Origin of the sequence: Bacillus sp. FSL W8-1141 (genome assembly GCF_038593205.1) — a bacterium.
Classification (GTDB): Bacteria; Bacillota; Bacilli; order Bacillales; family Bacillaceae; genus Bacillus; species Bacillus altitudinis.
The window spans coordinates 1,332,827-1,356,921 of record NZ_CP151973.1; the positions used below are offsets into that span (position 1 = coordinate 1,332,827).

Sequence of the window (24,095 nt, forward strand, 5' to 3'; positions counted from 1 at the left end):
GGCGATCCGTTGGTTCTTTTTTGTGTTCAATTACCTTTCAGATGAATAAAATGTGCTCAGAAAGAGGAAGAAATGTCGGATACTAATAATGATAATTATTATCAAAAAGAAATTATAATAATTATTAATTGAAAATTGGTCAGAACCTGTTATAATGAGTTACAGACCTATAAAAAGCTTGAAATAGCAGAAAATATAGATGATAAACGGAACGGGCAACGATTGATAATGTGAAAATCATTATCAATTAGAGAGGAGAAAGTAATCATGAATGAGAATACAGCACTTTATCAAACGACAGATCAAAAGGGATCCAACTCGCTCTTTCAAAAATGGGCACAGCACGGAGAATTAATCGCAGCAGGTATTTCGGGGATTCTCATCTTGATTGGATGGTTTCTAAAGGATGAAACGATGTGGAGTATTCCTCTTTTCATTCTTGCTTTTGTTATTGGTGGTTTTGCAAAGGCAAAGGAAGGAATTGAAGAAACCATTTCATCCAAGACATTAAATGTAGAACTTTTAATGATATTTGCTGCGATAGGCTCAGCGATCATTGGCTACTGGGCAGAGGGCGCCATTTTAATTTTTATTTTTTCGCTTAGCGGTGCGCTAGAAACGTATACGTCAAATAAAAGTAAAAAAGACTTAACGGCCTTAATGAGTATCGCTCCAGATGAAGCCACTTTAATTGAAGAAGATGGCACCACCATCCAAATCGCTGCTTCTTCACTTACACCAGGCGACCGTATTTTAATCAAAGCGGGCGAACGAATTGCAGCAGATGGTGTGATCATGAGCGGAAGAACAAGTGTAGACGAATCTGCCTTAACGGGTGAATCGGTGCCTCAGGAAAAAGGGCAAGGTGAAGATGTGTTTGCAGGAACAGTGAATTTAAATGGTTCATTAACAGTAGAAGTAACAAAACATAATGAAGAAACACTTTTTCATAAAATCATTAAGCTGGTGGAATCTGCACAAGAAAGTGTATCGCCAAGCCAAGCGTTTATTGAAAAATTTGAAGGTGCCTATGTAAAAGGTGTGCTCATCACTGTAGCGATTTTAATGTTCCTACCTCATTTTGTACTTGGCTGGAGCATGAGTGAAACGTTTTACCGCGCGATGGTGTTTATGGTAGTTGCCTCACCTTGTGCACTTGTTGCCTCAATTATGCCAGCAGCTCTTTCACTCATCTCAAACGGTGCAAGAAACGGTATGCTTGTAAAAGGAAGTGTCTTTTTAGAAAAACTGGGCACAAGTACGATGATTGCATTTGATAAAACGGGTACGATTACAAGTGGAAAACCAGCTGTTGAAAAAGTGGTCTTGGCAAAAGGGCAAGATGAATCGACCTTTTATCAAGCGCTCTATCAAATTGAAAGTCAGTCAAACCATCCATTAGCTAAAGCCATTTCTGATATGGCAAAAGAGCATCATACAGAGCGGGCAGCCCACGTAACCATTGAAGAAACATCAGGTTTTGGTGTGGAAGCACAATTAAATGAGGATATATGGCGGATTGGGAAGAAAGATTTTGCTGGAAAAGCTTCAATGGATCGTGATATTGAAGTGAATGGTGATGTTCTTTCATCCAAAGGATATACAGTTGTCTATGTTCAAAAAAATCAAGAAGTCGTCGGCTGTCTCGGTTTGAAGGATCAAATCAGACCTGAGGCCAAAAAAATGATTCAGGAGCTGAATGATTTAGGCATCCAAACCGTCATGCTCACAGGGGATCAACAAAAAACAGCTGAAGCGATTGCAGAGGAAGCAGGCATCCAAACCGTTGTCGCTGAATGTCTTCCAGATGAAAAGGTACACGAAGTCAATCAACTGAAAAAACAAGGTGATTCGATCATTATGGTCGGAGATGGAATCAATGATGCACCTGCACTCGCCACAGCGGATGTTGGCGTCGCAATGGGCGGAGGCACAGATGTTGCTTTAGAAACAGCAGATCTCATTTTAATGAAAAATAACTTAAACAATCTAACAAAGATGATCCGTCTTTCAAGAAAGATGAACCGAATCATTAAACAAAACATCATCTTTTCATTAACAGTTATTTGTTTGTTAATCTGTGCGAATTTCTTACAAGTTCTTGATTTACCTTTTGGTGTCATTGGGCATGAAGGCAGTACGATTTTGGTTATTTTAAACGGACTTCGTTTGCTTCGTGCTTCTTAAGCAAATCACAAAAGCGCACTGGCTTTAGGTTAGTGCGCTTTTGTGCGAAATACAGTGAAAACTGATACAATAGATCAGTAGTCAAACGTGTGAGGAGGATCACGATGAATCGAATGAAAGACTTGTCTTCTTGGCTTAAGAAAAAAGACATTCAAGGTGCATTTATACATACAAAGGAGAATGTATTCTATCTATCTGGATACTTCACAGAGCCGCATGAAAGAGTGATGGGGCTGTTTGTTTTTCAGGAAGCAGATCCATTTTTCATTTTGCCTAAGATGGAAGTTGAGCAAGCAAAAAATGCGGGATGGGCTGGAGATCTCATTGGATATGAAGACCATGAAAACCCCTTTGATTTCATACAAAAGGCACTAGAAAAACGAGGAGTAAAAGCGACTCGCCTAGCGATTGAAAAAGAATCCATTCCTTTGCAAAGAGCAGAGCAGCTTCAAGCTGTCACTGGGGCAGAAACATTCGTCCGGGCAGAAGATGTGCTCAATCAGCTAAGACTAATTAAAGACGAAGCTGAAATTGAAACATTGAAAAAAGCTGCTCAATTGGCAGACGAAGGCGTCAAAATTGGGGTTCATGCCCTAAAAGAAGGGGTGACGGAAACCGAAGTTCTTGCTGTCATCGAATATGAACTGAAGAAAAAAGGCATTCAGGGCATGTCCTTTTCAACCATGGTACTATTCGGAGAAAAATCAGGAGAACCTCATGGAAATCCGGGGCAGGCAGCCTTGAAAAAAGGTGATTTTGTTTTATTTGACCTCGGCGTGATTGTGGATGGCTATTGTTCAGATATTACAAGAACCTTCATCTATCAAGAAGCGTCTGAACAACAAAAAGATATTTACAACACCGTCTTGAAAGCCGAATTGGCAGCACTTGATATGAGCCAGCCGGGTGTGAGGATTGGTGACCTTGACTTAAAAGCAAGAGGGCTGATCGCAGAAGCAGGATATGGCGATTACTTCCCGCACCGTCTAGGGCATGGACTCGGGGTTTCTGTTCATGAGTTCCCTTCTATGAGTCAAGCAAATGATGACCTTCTAAAAGAAGGGATGGTCTATACGATCGAGCCGGGTATTTATGTACCAGGAGTCGGCGGGGTTAGAATTGAAGACGATGTTCTCATTACAAAAGATGGCCCAGTCACCTTAACCAATTATCCAAAAGAGTTGACGATCATCAAGTAATGAAAAAAATCACGATGAACGTCCAAGTATTGGGAGCGTCATCGTGATTTTTTTGTCACTCTTTGCGATCCTTATCAACAAAAAAATCATCAATTGATTGAAACGGCTTGATTTTATGTTCTTTTCCTAAAGGATGTAGTGCGAATCGAGCAGAAAACAAAATAGTCAAACATAATATGATCCATATGATAATACCCATCTTGAATTCCCCTTTCCACCCAGTGATTTGTTCAGCTCACATACATCTTAAAGTATGAAACGCTTACCATATCAAGAGAAAGTAGGAGAAAAAATGCCTAACATAAGGGATATTGCGAAAAGAGCGGGTGTATCTGTTACCACCGTATCACGAGTGATGAATGATCATCCTTATGTCAAAGAAGAAAAGCGAGAGCGCGTACTTAGTGCGATGAAAGAGCTCAAATATACACGGAATATTCAGGCAGTGCATTTAGCAAAGGGCTATTCCAATATGCTTGGAATTGTACTTCCGACAATTGATCACTCCTATTTCAGCGGAATTGTCACAGGGATTGCAGAGAAAGCACAGGAGTGCGGAATGCATTTTGCCTTGTTTCAAACAGGATATGACCCATTAAAGGAAAAAGAAGCATTAATGAGCTTAAAAGAGCAGCGTGTGGATGGTTTAATCTTTTGCTCAAATGCATTAATTGATCGAGAAATTTTAAAGTGGCAGGAATCTGGTCCTATTATCTTTTGTCATCCTACTCCGCATGATACATGTTCATCGGTATCGATTGCGCATGATCAGGCTTTTAAGGAAGGGCTTGAACACTTAGCGGCATGCGGTCATGAGCGAATCGCAATCGTTCTTGCTAGAACAGAAGGGGAGAACAGCCAAGTTCGAATTCAGACTTATCAAGAAATGATGCAGTCGCTTGGGCAGGACATTGATGAAGAATGGGTCATTGAAGGAAAACTGACCATTTTTGATGGCAAGCAATTATTTACAGAATGGAAAGAGATGAAAAATCGTCCGACAGCCTTACTGATTACAAACGATGATGTCTCAGCAGGTTTTTTACTAGAGGCACAGCGTCACCAAATAAACGTTGGAGAATCACCAGCCATACTTGGCTTTCAAAACGATCAATTGAGTGAAGCATTGGGGATTTCTAGTATAGATATTCCTCTCAAACAAATGGGGCAGGAAGCATTTGACTTGTTTAATCGAGTATTACAAGGTGAGGCACCAGAAAAAAGGGTGCTGTCATATCGACTCGTTGAGCGCACAACGACTATTTTGAAAAACAATCGTTGACGCACGTTTCATCTGTTTTGTACGATAAGAAGGATTGAATAAGAAGGAGGTGGGGATGTTCATGGAATCCTTCACCGTTGATAAAGCGTTAAATAATAATGTCATCATCGCAAAACACCCTTCTTTAGGCGAAGTGGTCCTGATTGATAAAGGGATCGGCTTTGGGAAAAAATCGGGTGACGTTCTCGATCAAGCGGCATTTGAGAAAATGTTTGTGTTAAAGAATACAAAAGAGCAAACAGAATACAAACAATTGCTGCACCACATTAATGAGGACATGATTGAGCTTGCCAATGACGTCATTTATCATATACGAGAAAAAATGGGGCATCGTTTAAATGAGCATATTCATATTGCACTGACAGATCATATTGCCTTTAGTTTTAAACGAGTTAAGCAAGGCTATGATATCACCAATCCTTTTATGCTTGAAACGAAATCCTTATACCCGAAAGAATATGAGGTCGCAAAGGAAGTCGTGGAACTGATAAATGCGCGGCCAGATGTTGAAACAAAGCTGCCCGAAGGAGAGATTGGGTTTATTGCGCTCCACATTCACTCTGCTTTAACGAACCGGCCTTTATCCGAGGTCAACCGTCATTCGCAGCTCATGACACAAATGGTCCAAGTCATAGAAGATGCATTTCATATGAAAGTAGATAGAGAAAGTATTCATTATTTACGCTTACTGCGCCATATTACGTTTTCGATTGAGCGTATTAAACGGGAAGAATCATTAGAGGAGCCAGAAAAGTTGCTTCATCTATTGAAAAATGAATATCCTTTATGCTACAATACTGCTTGGAAAATGATCAAAATTTTGCAACATGCATTGAAAAAGCCTGTACAAGATGCCGAAGCTGTCTATTTGACACTTCACCTGTACAGATTGACGAATAAAATTTCATAGTTTCCTTGAAACGTGTAACTGATTCGATCAGGCATGAGTGACTTAAGGTAAATACAGGATAAGATCCTGTTATTTGCGCAACCTTATATCACCATGCCTTTTTTGTGTTCTGAAAGTGAAATGTAAACGGTTAATTATGAAATGTACGTCAGTGTGTAATTGAAATGCATGTTGTAAGCGAAAACAAAAGGAGGTTCAACCAGTGTTTAAATCACTTTTTGGTGTGTTGCAAAAAATTGGACGAGCACTTATGCTTCCAGTTGCGATCCTTCCTGCTGCTGGTATTTTACTAGCACTCGGAAATGCGATGCAAAATCCGCAACTGATTGATGTCGCTCAATTTTTAAGCAATGATACAATTCAGCTTGTTGCTAGTGTTATGGAGAATGCGGGGAATATTGTCTTCTCGAATCTTCCACTCCTATTTGCTGTAGGGGTTGCCATCGGTCTTGCCAATGGAGACGGTGTGGCAGGGATTGCCGCGATCATCGGTTACCTTGTCATGAACGTAACGATGAGTGCCGTATTAATGGCCAACGGTTCCATTCCATCCGATTCAATCAAATTGGCTAAGTTCTTTAAGGAAAGTCATCCAGCGTATGTGAATATGCTCGGCATACCGACCTTGTCTACCGGCGTGTTTGGCGGGATTATTGTCGGGGTATTAGCCGCTTATATGTTTAATAAATTTTACAAAATTGAGCTCCCGCAATATCTTGGCTTCTTTGCTGGTAAGCGTTTTGTTCCAATCGTTACGTCGATTTCAGCACTTATTTTAGGGCTTTTGATGCTCGTCATTTGGCCGCCAATCCAAGGTGCATTGAACTCATTTTCAACTGGACTGCTTGCAGCGAATGAGCCGCTAGCTGCCTTTGTATTCGGTGTCATTGAACGCTCATTAATTCCGTTTGGTCTGCACCACATATTCTACGCACCATTCTGGTATGAATTTTTTAGCTATAAGAGCTTATCAGGAGATATTATCCGTGGTGACCAGCGTATTTTCATGGCGCAAATCAAAGATGGTGTTCAGCTGACAGCTGGGACATTCATGACAGGGAAATATCCGTTCATGATGTTTGGACTTCCAGCAGCAGCACTTGCGATTTACCATGAAGCAAAACCTAAGAATAAAAAACTTGTAGCAGGAATTATGGGGTCAGCGGCCCTTACTTCTTTCCTAACAGGGATCACTGAACCGCTTGAATTCTCATTCTTGTTTGTTGCACCGATATTATTTGCGATTCACTGTGTATTCGCTGGATTATCCTTTATGATAATGGATATTCTAAACGTGAAAATCGGGATGACCTTCTCAGGAGGGTTAATCGACTTCTTCCTATTTGGTATCCTGCCAAATAGAACCGCTTGGTGGCTTGTTATTCCAGTCGGTCTCGTACTGGCTGTCATTTACTACTTCGGATTCAGATTTGCGATTCGCAAGTTTAATCTGAAAACGCCAGGACGAGAAGATGAAGCAGCTGACGGTGCAAGCAGCGCTCAATCTGGAAAAGGCGATGACTTACCTTATGAAATTCTTGAAGCAATGGGTGACCAAGAAAACATTAAACACCTAGATGCTTGTATTACGCGTTTACGTGTCACTGTAAATGATCAGAAAAAAGTGGATAAAGACCGCTTGAAAAAGCTTGGCGCTTCAGGTGTCCTTGAAGTAGGGAATAACATCCAGGCCATCTTTGGACCACGCTCTGATAATTTAAAAACACAAATGCAAGACATTATTGCAGGGCGCACACCTCGACCAGCGAAAGACCCTTCTGCAAAAGAAGAAGTCAGTCAGCAGGTTGAAGAAGTCATTGCAAAACCGCTTCAAAACGAACAAGGGGAAGAAACGTTTGCTTCACCAATTACAGGGGAGCTGCATCCAATTACAGATGTGCCAGATCAAGTATTCTCAGGGAAAATGATGGGTGACGGTTTTGCTATCTTGCCAAAAGAGGGAACAGTGGTTTCACCAGTAAGAGGAAAAATCTTAAATGTGTTCCCAACAAAACACGCCATCGGCCTCCAGTCTGATGGTGGACTTGAAATCTTGATTCACTTCGGGATTGATACAGTCAGCCTCAAAGGAGAAGGATTTGAAGCATTTGTACAAGAGGGAGACCAAGTAGAAATCGGTCAAAAACTTTTAGAGGTTGATATTGATAAAATTAAGTCAGAAGTACCATCTTTAATGACACCAATTGTATTTACAAACTTAAGTGAAGGACAATTTATTGACCTTCAAGAATCCGGTGAAATCAAAGCTGGCCAAGAAAACATCATGAAAATTTCAAAATAATTTTCATAACTGCCGTTCTTGTTAGATGACAAGCTCGGCAGTATGATATAATATTGTGGATGTATGAAATGTATAAAAAGGAGATTGATAAAAATGGCTCAACAAACATTCAAAGTAACTGCAGATTCTGGAATTCACGCACGTCCTGCAACAGTTCTTGTACAAACTGCTAGTAAATATGATGCTGATATCAACTTAGAATATAATGGTAAAACAGTGAACCTGAAATCTATTATGGGTGTAATGTCTCTAGGAATTGCGAAAGGTGCTACAATCACAATCTCTGCTTCTGGTTCTGATGAAAATGATGCACTTGCTGCGCTAAAAGACACAATGAAAAGTGAAGGCCTAGGCGAGTAATGCAACAACTGAAAGGAATCGGTGCTTCAGCAGGCGTTGCGATTGCAAAAGCATATCGTCTAGAAGAACCAGATTTAACAGTTCACCAAAAAGACATCAATGATCCAGAGACAGAAGTGAAACGCTTTGAAGAAGCAATTCATGTTTCAAAGCAAGAACTTGAAGCAATTAAAGAGCATGCGCTAAAAGAACTTGGCCAAGATAAAGCGGATATTTTTTCTGCACACCTTCTTGTGTTAAGTGATCCAGAGCTGCTCAACCCAGTGAAGGATAAAATCACATCGGATAAAGTAAATGCTGAATTTGCTTTAAAAGAAACAGCAACAATGTTTGTTACAATGTTTGAAGCAATGGACAATGAATACATGAAAGAACGTGCAGCGGATATTCGCGACGTTACAAAACGTGTCACTGGTCATTTGCTAGGCGTTGACATTCCAAACCCAAGTATGATTTCTGAAGAAGTCATTATCATTGCTGAAGATTTAACACCTTCTGATACAGCTCAGCTGAACAGACAATTCGTCAAAGGTTTTGCGACAGATATCGGTGGTCGTACTTCTCACTCAGCAATTATGGCAAGATCAATGGAGATTCCAGCCGTTGTTGGAACAAAAGAAGCAACAAAAACGGTGAAAAACAATGATCTGATCATTGTTGATGGTATTAGCGGAGACGTCATCATTCAGCCTTCTGAAGATGAAGTGAAAGCGTATCAAAAAAAGCATGAAGACTACTTAGCTCAAAAAGCGGAATGGGCGAAACTTGTTGACCAGCCAACGGTCACAAAAGACGGCGTTCACGTAGAGTTAGCTGCGAATATTGGAACACCTGAAGATGTGAAAGGTGTACTTGAAAATGGCGGCGAAGCAGTTGGATTGTACCGTACAGAATTTTTATACATGGGCAGAGATCAGCTCCCAACAGAAGAAGAGCAGTTCGATGCGTATAAAACCGTTTTAGAGAAGATGGAAGGCAAAGCTGTGGTTGTCCGCACACTAGATATTGGTGGCGATAAAGAACTTCCTTACTTGCAGCTTCCAAAAGAAATGAACCCGTTCCTTGGCTATAGAGCGATCCGCCTTTGCCTTGAAGAGCAGGAGATTTTCAGAACACAGCTACGCGCGTTACTTCGTGCAAGTACATATGGAAACTTGAAAATCATGTTCCCTATGATCGCGACGTTATCAGAATTTAGAGAAGCAAAAGCTATTTTACTTGAAGAAAAAGAAGCATTGGTTGCTGCTGGTACAGAAGTATCTGATTCCATTGAAATCGGAATGATGGTAGAAATTCCATCAACAGCTGTTATCGCAGATCAATTTGCAAAAGAAGTAGATTTCTTCAGTATTGGAACAAATGATTTGATTCAATACACAATGGCTGCTGATCGAATGAACGAACGAGTGTCTTATCTTTACCAGCCATACAATCCAGCTATTTTACGCCTCATAACGCTTGTGATTGAAGCAGCGCATAAAGAAGGTAAATGGGTTGGCATGTGCGGTGAGATGGCAGGAGATGAAATCGCAATCCCGCTCCTACTTGGATTAGGATTAGATGAATTTTCAATGAGCGCAACATCGATTCTTCCAGCAAGAACGCAGTTAAGCAAGCTTTCTAAGGAAGAAGCTGCATCATTTAAAGAGCATATCTTATCACTGAGTACAACTGAAGAAGTGGTTGATTTCGTGAAAAAAACGTTTCAACATAACTAGGTGATGTAAACCAGACAGGTCAAACTGTCTGGTTTTTTTGTCGAATTTTATCATAATCAGTCATATCGCATGCAGAGAAGGGCATCCTAAAATAAAAAAATGGAGGTGACCAGTTTGTCTTTCTCTAACTATAAGCCGGGTGATCAAGTATATGTCATTTATCGAAATCCACATGCAGCCAATGTCGCACAAATTAAAGAAGCGGAAATCGTTTCACACCCTTACAATGAGCAAGAGCTTGCGCTATTTCTACTTGAAACATATCACCCATTAGCCCCTGATGATGCCGTATTTCCAACATACGAAGAAGCAGAAGCCCTTTATCAAGATCTGTTTGAATAAGGGAGATTTTAGAAAGGATAGAAGCCATCCTGAGAGGTTAAAGTAACGATATGAACCTATAAGGTAAGGATGTGTTAATTATGATCAAACCGTTCGTTCCCCAGCTTGTGTATATTGAACCTCGGGCGCTAGAGTACCCATTAGGACAAGAGCTGAAAGAAAAGTTTGAAGGCATGGGAATTGAAATTAGAGAAACAACCTCACACAACCAAGTGAGAAATATTCCGGGGAAAAATGATTTGCAAAAGTACCGTAATGCAAAGTCGACGCTCGTTATCGGCGTGAGAAAAACCTTAAAATTTGATACATCTAAACCATCTGCAGAGTATGCCATTCCGTTTGCGACAGGATGCATGGGGCATTGCCATTATTGCTACCTGCAAACGACTATGGGGAGTAAGCCGTACATTCGCACATATGTCAATGTAGAAGAGATCTTAGATCAGGCTGAACAGTACATGAACGAGCGTGCGCCTGATATCACGCGATTTGAAGCCTCGTGTACATCTGATATCGTCGGAATTGACCATTTGACTCACACACTCAAACGAGCGATTGAATACTTTGGTCAAACCGATCTTGGCAAACTACGCTTTGTTACGAAATTTCATCATGTAGACCATTTGTTAGATGCAAAACACAATGGACGAACAAGATTCCGCTTTAGTATCAATGCCGATTATGTCATTAAATATTTCGAACCTGGCACATCACCACTCGATCAGCGGATTGAAGCGGCTGTAAAGGTAGCGAAAGCAGGCTATCCACTGGGCTTTATTATTGCCCCTATTTACATTCATGAAGGGTGGCAAGAGGGCTATAAAGTCCTATTTGAAAAACTCGATGCAGCTCTCCCTGAAGAAGTGAGACAAGATATCACCTTTGAAATGATTCAGCACCGTTTTACAAAACCGGCGAAGCGTGTCATCCAAAAAAACTATCCAAAAACAAAACTAGAACTAGATGAAGAAAAGAGAAGATATAAGTGGGGTAGATACGGAATTGGAAAATATATCTATCAAAAAGATGAAGAACAAGAACTTAGACAGACATTAGAATCATATATAGAACAGTACTTTCCGTCTGCAAAAATTGAATATTTTACTTAAAACAAGTCATTATGGCTTGTTTTTTCTATTTAAATTTTCTTACAACTATTGAATGCGGTACCAATTTTGCCGATATACACATTAAGATGCGAAAGTAGGATGTAGGGGTGATGAGATGTTTAAGAAACTTCAAGTGAGAATAGCTGTTTTCATCTCAGTTATTTTAATTTTAACCGTTGTCGCAGTTCAAGTGGGTTCCAATTTAGTATTAAGACCACTGATTGAACGAGATGCGAAAACAACGACAGCAGCAACGGCAGAAAGCATGAGAGACATCATAGCACTAAAGCTTGAGAATTACGGTGATACGATTAACAAATTGGCAACAAGTACACTTACTGAAGATTTTGCACAGAAACAAACAAAGCAGACATTGGCATTTGAAAACGATGAATTAAAAGGATTGCAGGAGCAGGATGAACTCATCTCGCTTGCCTATATAGGAACAAGTGATGGTAAAATGTTCGCTTTCCCGGAGTCCGATTTTGGTGAAGGGTATGATCCGTCTAAACGAGACTGGTATATTCAAGCGGCTGAAAAGCCTGACGACGTCCTATGGACAGATCCGTACATTGATAAAGCAACAAATGAAATGGTCGTTTCAGCCACGAAGGCGATCGTACGAAACGGGAAAGTAGTCGGTGTCGCTGGACTTGACTTGAAACTGGCTTCCATTCAGTCTTATATAAAAGAACAAAAGATTCCTTATATGGGAACGGCTTTCTTAGTTGACGGCACAGGGACCATTTTGGCACATCCAACAGAGCAAGGAAAAAATATCTCAAAAGTCGCTTCTGTGAAAAAAGCGATCGACAACTCGGGTATTGATGATGACAAACAGCTGACCGTCATCTCAAAAATTAAAGAGGCAAACTGGACGATCGGTGTGAGCTTCGAGAAAAAGAAACTTCTTTGGATCACTGAACAAATGAATCAGACAAGTATCATTATTTCTGTCATTGCCATTATACTTGCCATGATTCTAAGCTACTTATTGGCTAGAAGCATTACAACACCAATTAAACGCCTCATCGAGCATGTTCGTAAAGTGTCTGAAGGCGATTTAACCAGCTCGCTTGAGTCGAAGTCTCAGGATGAGATAGGTTTCCTGACGAAAAGCTTTAATCAAATGACTGAAGGCATCAGGGATTTAATTGAAAAAGTGAAAGAGTCTTCAGATCAGGTTGTGAAATCAACGGATGAAGTGACCCAAATTTCAAACGAGACCTTGCTGTCTAGTGAACAGATTGCAACGGCTATTCAAGAGGTCGCTGTAGGAGCGACGAAACAAGCATCAGAAGCGGAAACCATTAATGAAAAATCAGAGCATTTGTATGAAAAAGTTCGTCATATGGGTGAGCTTGCCACGCAAATGCAAACCAACTCAAAATCATCGGAAGATGCAAGCTATAGAGGACTTGATGCTCTTGGTCTGCTCGTCCAAAAATCAACACAAGCGAATGAAGAATCGAAGAAGGTAGAGCAAATGCTGCTTGACCTTGAGCATAAAACAAAAAATATTGAAAACGTCGTAACAGCGATCTCTGAAATCTCAGATCAAACGAATTTACTCGCACTGAATGCAAGTATTGAAGCAGCGAGAGCAGGAGAAAGCGGAAGAGGATTTGCTGTTGTTGCAGAAGAAGTCAGAAAGCTGGCTGAACAATCTGCAGAATCAACGAAACATATTAGTGAAACCGTAAAACTCATTCAAGATGAATCGAAAAAGGCAGCTGAAGCGATGACAGCAGCAAGCAAAATGAATGAAGAACAAGGTGATGCCATCAATTCAACAGGTGAGGCACTCAGCAGTATCACAATGGAAATGCAGGCACTTGTCGGCTCCATTGACAGCATTCATACACAAATCAATGAAATGACTGAAGAACAGCAGAAAATGAATGATTCCATTCAAAGTATTGCGGCCATTTCACAAGAATCCGCCGCTTCAGCTGAGGAAGTACATGCTTCCACAGACGAACAAGTACAAGCTTTAGAAAGAACGAAAACATCAACAGAAATGTTGAACGAATCAAGTCAGGCACTGCGTCAGGCAGTCAATCGGTTTAAACTATAATCTTGCAGAAAAGAACCTTGCCATGTGAGCAAGGTTCTTTTTGTATGATAAAATATGAACAGAGGAGGGTGCCAACATGCATGTTAATCTATCTGGAAAAAAAGCATTGGTCGCAGCAAGCAGTCAAGGTATCGGTAAAGCCATTGCCTTTCATCTTGCAAAAGAGGGGGCAGATGTGATGCTCTCGGGAAGACATGAGCAAACGCTGCAAGAAGCGGTCAAAGAATTATCCCCGCTTGTAAAAGGGAAGCTGACGTATCAAGTATGTGATGTATCTGATGCCGAGCAAATTAAAGCGCTTGTCGTCGCAGCAGCAGGTGATGAAAAACGTCTTGATATACTAGTGAACAATACAGGCGGTCCTCGAACAGGAACACTTGAAACCTTAACAGATGAAGATTGGATGGAATCATTTCAGCTTCATTTACTCAGCTATATTCGGTTATTAAAAGAAGCCTTGCCGTATTTAAAAAAACAAGGTGCACGAGTGTTAAATATTGCATCTATGTCGGTCAAAGAACCGATCCCAGGCTTGATGCTGTCGAATACATTTAGACCGGCCATTACCGGCTGGACAAAAACAGCTGCCCAGGAGCTTGCCAAAGATGGTATTTTGATCAATACCTTAGCCCCGGGGAAAATTGAAACAGAGCGCGTGAAACAGTTGGACAAACACCGTGCACAAGAGGAGCAACAATCGGTTGAAGAGATCAAAGCACAAGCTGAACGTATGATTCCGCTGGGCCGTTACGGACAGCCAGAGGAATTTGCAGCATATGCGGCTTTTCTTTTATCTGAAGCCAATACATATATGACAGGTCAAACCCTCATCATTGATGGTGGATTGACAAAGTCTCTATAAGGAGGAATTCTTGATGGCACAAATCAAAACAGTTGGTTTTATTGGAATCGGTGTAATGGGACGTAGTATGGCAGGGCATTTAATGGATGCTGGCTACGAAGTTCTCGTTTATACAAGAACAAAAGCAAAGGCAGACACATTGGTTCAAAAAGGTGCTCTTTGGAAATCGACCGTAAAGGAGATCGCAAAGGAGGCAGATGCCGTCATCACAATGGTCGGGTATCCATCAGATGTAGAAGAAGTCTATTTAGGAGAAGATGGACTCTTGGAACATGCTGCGCCTGGTACATATCTCATTGATATGACCACATCGAAACCTCAGCTGGCAAAAGAAATTGAAGCGAAAGCGAAGGAAAAAGGACTATTTGCATTAGATGCGCCGGTCTCTGGCGGAGACGTAGGAGCCAAAAACGGCACGCTGGCCATCATGATTGGCGGAGAAAAAGCAGCCTATGAAGAGTGCCTGCCGCTATTTCAGCAAATGGGAGAAAATATTCAATATCAAGGACCTGCAGGAAGTGGTCAGCATACAAAAATGTGTAACCAAATTGCTATCGCAGCAGGGATGGTAGGTGTGGCAGAGGCAATGGCTTATGCGGAAAAATCAGGACTTGATCCAGAGCAGGTACTTAAAAGTATCACAACAGGAGCAGCCGGCAGCTGGTCTTTGTCAAACCTTGCGCCAAGAATGCTGAAAGGTGATTTCGAGCCAGGATTTTATGTGAAGCATTTTATTAAGGATATGGGCATTGCACTTGAAGAAGCAGAGCTGATGGGAGAAGAGATGCCAGGCCTGTCACTAGCGAAGTCATTATATGAAAAGCTCAGCGAACAGGGCGAAGAAAACAGCGGAACACAAAGCATCTATAAATTATGGGTGAAATAAAAAAACTGCTCCGCCTAGGTGGAACAGTTTGTAGCGTGTAAACAAGCCCTCACATTGCTGAAAAAAGAAGACAAACTAAAAACCTGTCCCAAATAGAGACAGGTTTTTTTGATCTTATTTTCCGATGAATTGCTGCGTCCAGTAGTTACCAGATTTCACATAACCTACACCGATATGTGTATAGTTTTTGTTTAAAATGTTCGCTCTGTGACCTTCACTGTTCATCCAAGCTGTTACTACTTCTTGAGGTGATCTTTGACCTTGCGCAATGTTTTCACCTGCTGTTTTGTACGTGATACCAAATTGCTTCATTTGATCAAATGGAGATCCGTAAGTTGGGCTTGTATGAGAGAAATAGTTTTTATCTTTCATATCTTGTGATTTAGCGCGAGCAGATTTGCTTAATTTAGAATCAACAGAAAGAGCTTTTAAGCCTTGTTTTGCACGCTCTTTATTTGTCAGCTCAACCACTTCTTGTTCAAATGCATTTAAGCTGCTGTCTGCTTTTGTTGCAGTTGTGTCTTTTTGATCAGATTTTGAGCTGTTGTTCGTTGTGTTTTCTTTTGCTGGTGTGCTTGGTTTAGAAGCAGCTGGTTTTTTCACTGATTCTTGTTTTTGCTCATTTTTTGCTTTGTTTACTTCTTTCACCACTTTTGTTCCAGTAACAGGTTGACCACTTTTGATCAGCTTGTTTAATAGAGCTTCGATCTCTTTTTGATTTGAAGTGCTTAGCTTGTTTACATCTGAAGAGATATGTAATTTTGCAGCTAATGTATGAAGATCAATGGCTTGATGCTGTACGTTTATGACTTGTTTCAGGTTAAGCTCTTTCGCATCAGCTGAATGCCCTCCAGTGAACGTGATCAATGCAGCAGCTGTCAGCGCTGAAAAAATGAATGATTTCTTTTTCATTTTGTAACTCCTCCTAAAATCTTTGTTTTGTTTTCTCACAGAAAATCATAACATAGACTTTTTGTTATAAACGTACCAGCATCCTCCATTGACAACGCCCATTTGTCATTTTTGTTAAAGTCATAGAAAGAGTCTCCTTATATCAATGAATGGAGAATCTTTCTATTTAAAGAAAACGACATAAACATACCAATATTTTAAAGTGTTAGTATATTTTTTTGCAGAATAGGGATTGACAGCTTTTTTTCACTTGTTTCGCTGTAACAACTATTACAAAAGTGTTACAATAATGAGTGGTAATTGTAAAAGATTGAAAGGATGAGAGGAGCTACATAAGTGGGAGAGAAACAGCATCAAGGTGCTGCCGAGCAGAAAAAAATGAAGCGCCGGAACGCCTGGAGAATTAATCTCTTTTTCTTCGCTGTATTTAGTTTATTTGCTGGACTTGTCATCAAGCTCGGTGTGCTGCAAATCGTCAATGGTGAGGATTATAAAAAGCAAGCCAACCGAACTGAGGTCAAAACAGCATCATACCCGTCTCCAAGAGGAAAAATGTATGACGCGAGAGGAAGAGTCGTTGTTGATAACGAAAGTGTACCTGCCATCGTTTATACATCAGAAAGCGGTGTGAAAGCGGAGGATAAGATTAAAGTAGCAAGAAAACTTGCGACTTATATAAAAATGGATACAGATTTTTTGAGAGAGCGTGACATTCGAGATTTTTGGCTGGCCAGCCATCCGAAAGAAGCGGATAAGCTCATTTCAAAAGCAGAGCAAAAGAATCTTAAAGCAAAAGATGTCTATCCTCTTCAAGTAGAGCGTGTGCCTAAGAAAGAAGTCAAGGCGATCGAAAAAGATGCAGAGGAAAAAGCAGTTGCAGCGATCTATCGCAGGTTTACAGGCGGATATGCCTTTGAACCTCAAATCGTGAAAGCGATGGACCCGAACGAAGAGAAAAAAGGGGACGAAAAAGTTGCGTTGCTTGATGAAACAAAAGAATCAAAACAGACATCATCCGTAAGTTTGACATACGAAGAGATCTCACTTGTATCAGAGCATCTTGATGAACTGCCTGGTGTAAATGTCATCAATGACTGGACAAGGAAATATCCGTATGAAAAAACCCTCTATAATGTCCTTGGCGGTGTCACCACCCCAGAGCAAGGCATTATAAAAGAGCGTGAAGATTACTATATGGCAAGAGGTTACTCGAGAAATGACCGAGTAGGAAAAAGTTATTTAGAATATCAATATGAAGATTTTCTCAATCCAGAAAAAGCAACTGTTCAATATACACAGGTCGGCGGCAAACTGCTTGATGAAATCAAGCGGACAGAAGGACGAAGAGGACTTGACCTTGCACTCACATTTGATATGGAGCTGCAAAAGGAAGTCGACAAAATCGTTGAATCAGAGCTAAGATCCGCTAGTGCAAGAAACTATATGATGGACCGTGCCTTTGTTGTGATGATGGACCCTAACACAGGTGATGTTCTCGCAATGTCAGGGAAGAAAATGGACGGAAGAGACGTCACAGATTATGCGATCGGAACATTTACGACTCAGTATGAAATGGGCTCTGTTGTCAAAGGAGCTACTGTCCTCTCTGGTTATCAAGATGGCATGTCACACAACCAATCCTATACGGATACACCGCTGTATTTTGCGGGAAATGGAAAACCGAAGAAATCATATACCAATCTTGGCTGGGTTAATGATCTTCGAGCGCTACAAAAAAGTTCAAACGTCTATATGTTTCATGTAGCGATGAGAATGGCAGGGATCACCTACCAAAAGAATGGGCCATTACCGGCAAGACCTGAACACTTACAAAAAATGAGAAACTACTATGCGCAATTCGGTCTTGGCGTAAAAACAGGCATCGATTTGCCGCAGGAATCAAGCGGAATGCAGACGCATCCTAAGACAGTCGGCGGACTCTTACTTGATGAAGCGATTGGCCAGTATGACACGTATACACCACTTCAAGTTGCACAATACATGTCGACCATCGCAAATGGAGGTAACCGTATTCAGCCAAGAGTGGTGAAAAGTGTTCACTTCCCAACGAATAAGGAAGAAGTAGGTCCTGTTGTGAAGAAATATGAGCCGAAGGTGCTGAACACCATTAACAACTCGAAAGCAGATATCGACCGTGTCAAAATGGGACTAAAAATGGTCACATCAACAGGCGGGACTGCAGCTGGCCGGTTCGGTCAGCATGATGTCGCAGGGAAAACGGGTACAGCCCAAACCTTCTACTATGGTGCCAACCGGAGCTGGTGGGGGAATGCCACGTACAATTTAACCTTTGGAGGATATTATCCTTCTTCCAATCCGAAAGTGGCATTTAGTGTCGTCACACCGTATGTATCAGATAAAGATCCTGTCATTAAAACCATTCCAAGTAAAATTGTTGATAAGTACGTTGAATTACAAAAGAAATATGAAAAGCAATAAACAGCAGGGAGCACAGCAAGAGAAAGTGCTCCCTTTTTGCTGAAAATATGGACGTTTCACAAGAGATTGGGAGGAAAATACGGTTTTTCTAGCGAATCCTTTTTATACATCAAACTAAGGACAACCCTAAAAAAATTAAAGGAGGGTCGGACGACGATGGAACAAAAAATGAAAGATTCGAATCAGCTGTACTCGAATATTGATTTACATGCCGTTCTTTCTTCTAATGGCCGCTTTCTCTACATTTCTTCCAATTGTAAGCAGCTTTTGCTCTATGAACAAAAGGATTTACTAGGGTGTTTTTTGAAAGACTTTGTTCATACCGAAGATCAATTTCTCGTCGAAAGTTATTTCTATAATCAGCACATGCTAGAGATTTGCCACTTTAGACTGCTTAGAAGTGATCTTACAGCTGTATGGGTAGAAGCAAGCATTGATTTTGTTGCTTGTGATGGGTTAGACAACGAATTAAGTAGAGAAATGATCCTGAAAATGAGGGTAATGAATACAGAGCCTCAAAAAGCAGCATTTCAACCAACAGAAGTGTCAGAACAGTCGTTAGGCAGTCTACCGGCTTTCCAAGATGTCAGTGAAGCTGAAAAGCTGATTGCCATGCTGCCAAATCCGTTATGTATTACGGCGCTTGGGAAAATTGTGTATGCCAACGATGCGATGCTGCAATTAATGGGTGTATGTACAAAAGATGAAATGATCGGCAAGTCTGCGTTTGATTTTATTGCCGAGGAGTACCATGACATTGTGAGAAGCCGAATCAAAAGACTACAGCAAGGCCTTCCAGTCGGAATGATTGAACAAATATGGAAAAGGAAAGACGGGAGCATGATTCATATTGAAGTGAAGTCATCTCCGGCAATTTATCAAAATCAACGGGCAGAACTTTTACTATTAGTGGATATCTCTTCCCGTAAAAAATTTCAAACCGTTCTTCAGAAAAGCAGAGAGCGGTATCAGCTGCTTATCCAAAATTCTATTGATACCATTGCCGTCATCCACGATCATAAATGGGTATTTATGAATGAATCAGGTATTAAATTATTTGAAGCCGAACATTACGATAAATTAATCGGAAAAGATATCTTTCATCAAATCCATTCATGTGATCAGCAAAAAGTCAAAAAGAGCATATCACGTATTATCGAAAGAGCATCAGATTCTGAGATTGTGACGATGAGCTGCCATACGTTTAAACACCGGTTGATTTATACAGAAATGGTGTGTATCCCTACCACATTTTTTGGTGAAACAGCCGTTCAAATTATTTTAAGAGATATATCTGAACGAAAACAAACAGAAGAACTCATGTTGCGCTCTGAAAAATTATCAATCGCAGGTCAATTGGCAGCAGGCATTGCACATGAAATAAGGAATCCACTGACGGCGATTAAGGGCTTTTTACAGCTCATTAAACCAAAAACAAAAGACCGTGATCAATATTTTGAAATTGTCTTCTCTGAGCTGAGCCGGATTGAAATCATCTTAAGTGAGCTACTAATGCTTGCGAAGCCGCAGCAAACGGCATCCATGCAGACGCTTGATTTGAAAAAAATCATTAGCGAAGTCACCGCTCTGTTAGAGACACAGGCCAACTTAAATGGAATTTTGATGAACACAAGTGATATCGAGGAGGATCTTCTGATGAATGGGGATCAAAACCAGCTGAAGCAGGTGTTTATCAATTTAATCAAAAATGCCGTCGAATCCATGCCGGACGGAGGGAAGGTAGACATTACCGCCAAAGCCGAAAAAGAAGGAATACTTGTCACGATTAGAGATGAAGGAATTGGTATTCCTGAATCGGTCATGAAGCGGATCGGCGAACCTTTTTTAACAACAAAAGAAAAGGGAACAGGACTTGGGCTCATGGTGACATTTAATATTTTAGAAAATCACAACGGAACCATCCGGGTAGATAGCCACCCAGAGAAAGGGACTGTGTTTCACATCATGTTTCCCGCAAAATAAAAACAACGGCAAGAGAGCCGTTGTTTCATCCGTCTATTGATTGTATGGAACGCTTTTCAAGAACAAATTGTTCGAGACGGTCAAGTCCTTCTTTTAACGTTTCAAGTGAATATGCATAGGAAAGACGCACATATCCTTCTCCGAGTGAAGAGAAAGCAGAACCAGGTACGACCGCAAGTCTTGTACTTTCTAACAACTCCATGCAAAAATCAAATGAACTCATCCCAAACGATTCAATGGAAGGGAAAATATAAAAAGCGCCGGAAGGCTTAATGACCGGAAGCCCCATAGAAATGAGCCGATCATATACATAGTCGAGTCTTTTCTTATATTGCTCTCTCATGATCAGTGCATCATCCACACCATTTGTCACTGCTTCAAGTGCCGCCTTTTGTGAGATAGCCGAGGCACAAGACACGTTATATTGATGTACTTTTAATACATGTTTAGCAATAGGAGCGGAAGCAAATAAAAAGCCGATTCTCCATCCGGTCATGCTATGAGATTTTGACAGTCCATTGATGACAATCGTCTGTTCCTTTAAGAAAGAAGCAATGGAATGATGCGGACGATCAAATGTCAGCTCACTATAAATTTCATCAGATAGAATAAAAATATCCTTTCCTTCAAGAAGCTGTGCAATTTCTTTCAATTCTTCTTCTAATAGCGTGACCCCAGTTGGATTTGAAGGGTATGGAAGGACAACACACTTTGTCTTTTCCGTTAATGCATCTTCAATCAGCTTGGCGTTTAATTTAAAACCGGCATTTGTTGTGTCGATATGCACAGGCACCGCACCGCACATCCGAATGATCGGTTCATAGCCAGGGTACACAGGGCCGGGCAGGATGACCTCATCGCCTTCAGTCAAAATGGTTCGAAACGCAGCATCAATTGCTTGACTAGCACCTGTTGTCACAATGATTTCTGTCTCTGCATCATAATCAAGATGGACTTTCTTTTTGATGTACTGCTGGATCGCTTGTCTTAGCTCTAAAAATCCAGCATTATGAGTATACGAGGTGAAATTCTCGTCAATGGCTGTTTTGGCAGCTGTTTTGACATGATGCGGCGTATAAAAATCGGGCTGACCTATGGTCAATGAAACGACATCCTCATATGAAGATACGAGATTTGAAAATGTTCGAATGCCTGAAATTTCAATATCCTTTACTCTTGGATTCAGCAAATGCTCCATTTCTCATCACCTTAAAAATTTATGTTTTTATCCTATTTTACCATTCACTGCATAAATGTCACCTGCGGAAAGGCTTCGGATATCGTTATATGTAGTCTATTCTCCTATCCATCACAGCATGAGTGATATATGAAGAAAGAGCAACATTTATTATAGCGTAACCTGCTCGGAAAATACAGCTCTGCTTAAGATGATTAGAATAAGGCAAAACGGTATAAACTGAAAGAACGAGAGAATCAAGTCATGGGAATTGCTTTCACAGGCATACGATCTCCTGAAGGAGGACGATAATAGATGGATCAATCAGCAAAGACATCGAAAATAGCCTTTTTATCCGTCATGAGTAATACGTTTGTTGTGGTCCTTAAAATCATTGTAGGGGTGTTAACTGGATCTGTTGCGGTTTTATCAGAAGCCATTCACTCTTTTCTCGATTTAATGGCCTCTTTTATTGCATTTATCTCTGTTCGTATTTCAAGAAAGCCGGCAGATTCAAAACATCCTTATGGACATGGGAAAGTTGAGAATATTTCTGGAACGATTGAAACTTTGTTGATTTTTGTTGCTGGGATTTGGATCATTTATGAATGTGTTCATAAATTAATGCATCCAGAGCCTGTTAAACTGCCGGTACTTGGTATTGTGGTCATGCTGATCGGGGCACTTATCAATTTTGTTGTGTCGAGAGTTGTGAACAAAGAGGCAGAGCGAGTACATTCTGTTGCCATGAAATCGAATGCACTGCATCTTTTAACAGATGTGTTTACGTCACTAGGGGTCGCCATTAGTTTATTGCTTGTTGCATTAACGGACTGGTATTTCCTCGATCCGATTATTGGAATGGTGCTAGCGCTCTATATTATGCGTGAAGCGTTTAAACTCATGAAGGAAGCCTTCCCGCCGCTTGTCGACGCCCGGTTAACTCCGGAAGAAGAACAAGCGATAGAGGGCATCATTCAAACATTCAGTCAAGAATTCATTGAATATCATGACTTTCGAACAAGACGATCCGGTGCTGAAGAATATATTGATTTTCATTTGATTGTTCATGGAAAAACAACCATTGAAGATGTTCACCAATTATGTGATCGAATTGAAGAGAACATTCAGCAGGCGTTTCCGCATGCACAAATCTTTATTCATGTAGAACCTGAAAGTGAAAGAAGCACACAAACGTAAAAAGGCGATACCACCTCTTTGAAGGTTGTATCGCCTTTTTTTACGCTTCATCTATGAAATGAAATCAATATCCATAAGCAGTATCGTAATCTTCATACCAAGAGATATAAGCAGCATCTTCATTAGATAAACCATGTTTCATATCTAAAAAATCAGCTTCGCAAATATCTTCAATCACAGTCATTTCGTTGTTCTTTAATAGTACGACAGTTCCCATCATGAACACCTTTCTTTAAAAAATCCTTGACTATTGTATCATGTGAAATGTGATTGTCAACAGAAGAATCGAAATGAGACAAAAATATCACAAAATGTTAAAAAATCAGGCGTTGAAAGAACTAGATGTGCCATAATTTTCGTGAATTTTCAGTATTTATTCACATAAATCATCATTACAAAATGATCTAAAATTCATGTAAAAATGAAAAGCTCCATTGATCTTGCGATATTCATAAGATATAATAACGAATGATTATAAGAAATTTATAGAAAACATACATAATAAAGGAGAAATAGGATGGAAACAAACATGTCAGAAGCACCTATTCAAGAAGAAAAACATCCTGAACTAGCTGGAGTAGGTTATCGTTTTCTTGCTCATCTTTTAGACGGTGTCATTATTAGTGTACCATTCTCATTCATTGTATTTATTCTCGCAACACTCTTTTTTGTCTCAAGCCCTGAGGCGGCATTTTTAATGTATGATGATAGCTATTACTATTCTTCAACGGTGATCACGGATGAAGAATGGGCAGTCATAATGGGCTTTATCTTTTTCTATGGCGTAACGATTTTAGTCGGTATCGCGGTGACTTGGCTGTATTATGCGATCATGGAATCATCAAAGCTGCAAGGAACTCTTGGCAAAATGGCTCTTGGAATCAAAGTGACAAAAGTAACGGGTGGAAAAATAACATTCGGGCGCGCGACAGGTCGCTTTTTTGCAAAAGGCTTTTTGTCTCCAATCTTATGTATTGGCTACATCATTGCGTTTTTCACAGAAAAAAAACAAGCACTTCACGATTTGATTGCAAGTACCATTGTCGTAAAGAAATAATGAAAAGAAGCACCTCTGCTAAATAGTAAGGGGTGCTTTTTGTATAGATTGCTTGTATGGAAGAGGGAAACG

Annotated in this window: 19 protein-coding genes; 16 read left to right on the forward strand and 3 right to left on the reverse strand. The window is 40.5% G+C overall.

The window, feature by feature from the left end:
* Positions 1-267: 267 nt before the first annotated feature.
* The 12 genes from NSQ52_RS06760 to NSQ52_RS06815 all read left to right on the forward strand — a co-directional run bounded on the left by NSQ52_RS06760 (position 268) and on the right by NSQ52_RS06815 (position 15,234).
* Positions 268-2,187 carry a heavy metal translocating P-type ATPase gene (locus NSQ52_RS06760; protein ID WP_342474019.1) on the forward strand — a complete coding sequence of 640 codons (1,920 nt, stop codon included), beginning with the start codon at positions 268-270 and terminating at the stop codon, positions 2,185-2,187.
* Between the two features lie 104 nt (positions 2,188-2,291).
* Complete coding sequence (locus NSQ52_RS06765) at positions 2,292-3,386, forward strand: Xaa-Pro peptidase family protein (RefSeq protein ID WP_342474020.1); 1,095 nt, start codon at positions 2,292-2,294, stop codon at positions 3,384-3,386.
* A 292-nt stretch (positions 3,387-3,678) separates the two neighbouring features.
* Positions 3,679-4,668: a LacI family DNA-binding transcriptional regulator gene (locus tag NSQ52_RS06770; protein ID WP_041507388.1), complete on the forward strand. Its 990-nt coding sequence runs from the start codon at positions 3,679-3,681 to the stop codon at positions 4,666-4,668.
* A gap of 55 nt (positions 4,669-4,723) precedes the next feature.
* Positions 4,724-5,578, forward strand: coding sequence for a transcription antiterminator (locus NSQ52_RS06775; protein WP_017359435.1), 855 nt, complete (start codon positions 4,724-4,726; stop codon positions 5,576-5,578).
* A gap of 202 nt (positions 5,579-5,780) precedes the next feature.
* The gene (ptsG, locus tag NSQ52_RS06780) at positions 5,781-7,880 is read left to right on the forward strand and encodes a glucose-specific PTS transporter subunit IIBC (protein ID WP_024719659.1); all 2,100 of its coding nucleotides are present in this window, start codon (positions 5,781-5,783) and stop codon (positions 7,878-7,880) included.
* A 93-nt stretch (positions 7,881-7,973) separates the two neighbouring features.
* Entirely contained in the window at positions 7,974-8,240 is a 267-nt protein-coding gene (locus NSQ52_RS06785) for a phosphocarrier protein HPr (RefSeq protein WP_003211078.1), read from the forward strand.
* Positions 8,240-9,958, forward strand: a complete 1,719-nt coding sequence (gene ptsP, locus NSQ52_RS06790; RefSeq protein WP_008348058.1) for a phosphoenolpyruvate--protein phosphotransferase — start codon at positions 8,240-8,242, stop codon at positions 9,956-9,958. The genes NSQ52_RS06785 and ptsP overlap by 1 nt, the downstream gene beginning before the upstream one ends.
* Positions 9,959-10,057: 99 nt before the next feature.
* On the forward strand, positions 10,058-10,300 hold the full coding sequence (locus NSQ52_RS06795) for a transcriptional regulator SplA domain-containing protein (RefSeq protein WP_034646394.1): 243 nt from the start codon (positions 10,058-10,060) through the stop codon (positions 10,298-10,300).
* Positions 10,301-10,380: 80 nt separating this feature from the next.
* Positions 10,381-11,409 (forward strand): spore photoproduct lyase, encoded by a 1,029-nt coding sequence (splB, locus tag NSQ52_RS06800; RefSeq protein WP_007498710.1) that lies wholly within the window; start codon positions 10,381-10,383, stop codon positions 11,407-11,409.
* 115 nt (positions 11,410-11,524) lie between these two features.
* Positions 11,525-13,486 carry a methyl-accepting chemotaxis protein gene (locus NSQ52_RS06805; protein ID WP_024719660.1) on the forward strand — a complete coding sequence of 654 codons (1,962 nt, stop codon included), beginning with the start codon at positions 11,525-11,527 and terminating at the stop codon, positions 13,484-13,486.
* 76 nt (positions 13,487-13,562) lie between these two features.
* Complete coding sequence (locus tag NSQ52_RS06810) at positions 13,563-14,348, forward strand: SDR family oxidoreductase (RefSeq protein ID WP_041507386.1); 786 nt, start codon at positions 13,563-13,565, stop codon at positions 14,346-14,348.
* 13 nt (positions 14,349-14,361) lie between these two features.
* On the forward strand, positions 14,362-15,234 hold the full coding sequence (locus tag NSQ52_RS06815) for an NAD(P)-dependent oxidoreductase (protein WP_041507385.1): 873 nt from the start codon (positions 14,362-14,364) through the stop codon (positions 15,232-15,234).
* A gap of 114 nt (positions 15,235-15,348) precedes the next feature.
* Here NSQ52_RS06815 and NSQ52_RS06820 read toward each other — a convergent pair whose 3' ends face one another.
* Positions 15,349-16,146, reverse strand: a complete 798-nt coding sequence (locus NSQ52_RS06820) for a CAP domain-containing protein (RefSeq protein ID WP_007498701.1) — start codon at positions 16,144-16,146, stop codon at positions 15,349-15,351.
* A 336-nt stretch (positions 16,147-16,482) separates the two neighbouring features.
* Between NSQ52_RS06820 and NSQ52_RS06825 the strand changes: the two genes are divergently transcribed.
* Together NSQ52_RS06825 and NSQ52_RS06830 are read left to right on the forward strand one after the other, a co-directional pair.
* Entirely contained in the window at positions 16,483-18,606 is a 2,124-nt protein-coding gene (locus NSQ52_RS06825) for a penicillin-binding protein 2 (protein WP_047946013.1), read from the forward strand.
* Positions 18,607-18,762: 156 nt separating this feature from the next.
* The gene (locus NSQ52_RS06830) at positions 18,763-20,589 is read left to right on the forward strand and encodes a PAS domain-containing sensor histidine kinase (protein WP_144678870.1); all 1,827 of its coding nucleotides are present in this window, start codon (positions 18,763-18,765) and stop codon (positions 20,587-20,589) included.
* A gap of 25 nt (positions 20,590-20,614) precedes the next feature.
* Here NSQ52_RS06830 and NSQ52_RS06835 read toward each other — a convergent pair whose 3' ends face one another.
* Entirely contained in the window at positions 20,615-21,787 is a 1,173-nt protein-coding gene (locus tag NSQ52_RS06835) for an aminotransferase A (RefSeq protein WP_007498694.1), read from the reverse strand.
* Positions 21,788-22,081: 294 nt separating this feature from the next.
* Between NSQ52_RS06835 and NSQ52_RS06840 the strand changes: the two genes are divergently transcribed.
* Positions 22,082-22,966, forward strand: a complete 885-nt coding sequence (locus tag NSQ52_RS06840) for a cation diffusion facilitator family transporter (protein ID WP_039169114.1) — start codon at positions 22,082-22,084, stop codon at positions 22,964-22,966.
* Positions 22,967-23,030: 64 nt separating this feature from the next.
* On the opposite strand, the gene NSQ52_RS06845 is transcribed toward NSQ52_RS06840, so the two are convergent.
* On the reverse strand, positions 23,031-23,183 hold the full coding sequence (locus tag NSQ52_RS06845) for a hypothetical protein (protein WP_017367142.1): 153 nt from the start codon (positions 23,181-23,183) through the stop codon (positions 23,031-23,033).
* Between the two features lie 300 nt (positions 23,184-23,483).
* On the opposite strand from NSQ52_RS06845, the gene NSQ52_RS06850 reads away from it, so the two are divergent.
* A complete protein-coding gene (locus tag NSQ52_RS06850) occupies positions 23,484-24,023 on the forward strand; it encodes an RDD family protein (protein WP_045035146.1) in 540 nt (179 codons plus the stop codon).
* Positions 24,024-24,095: the final 72 nt, after the last annotated feature.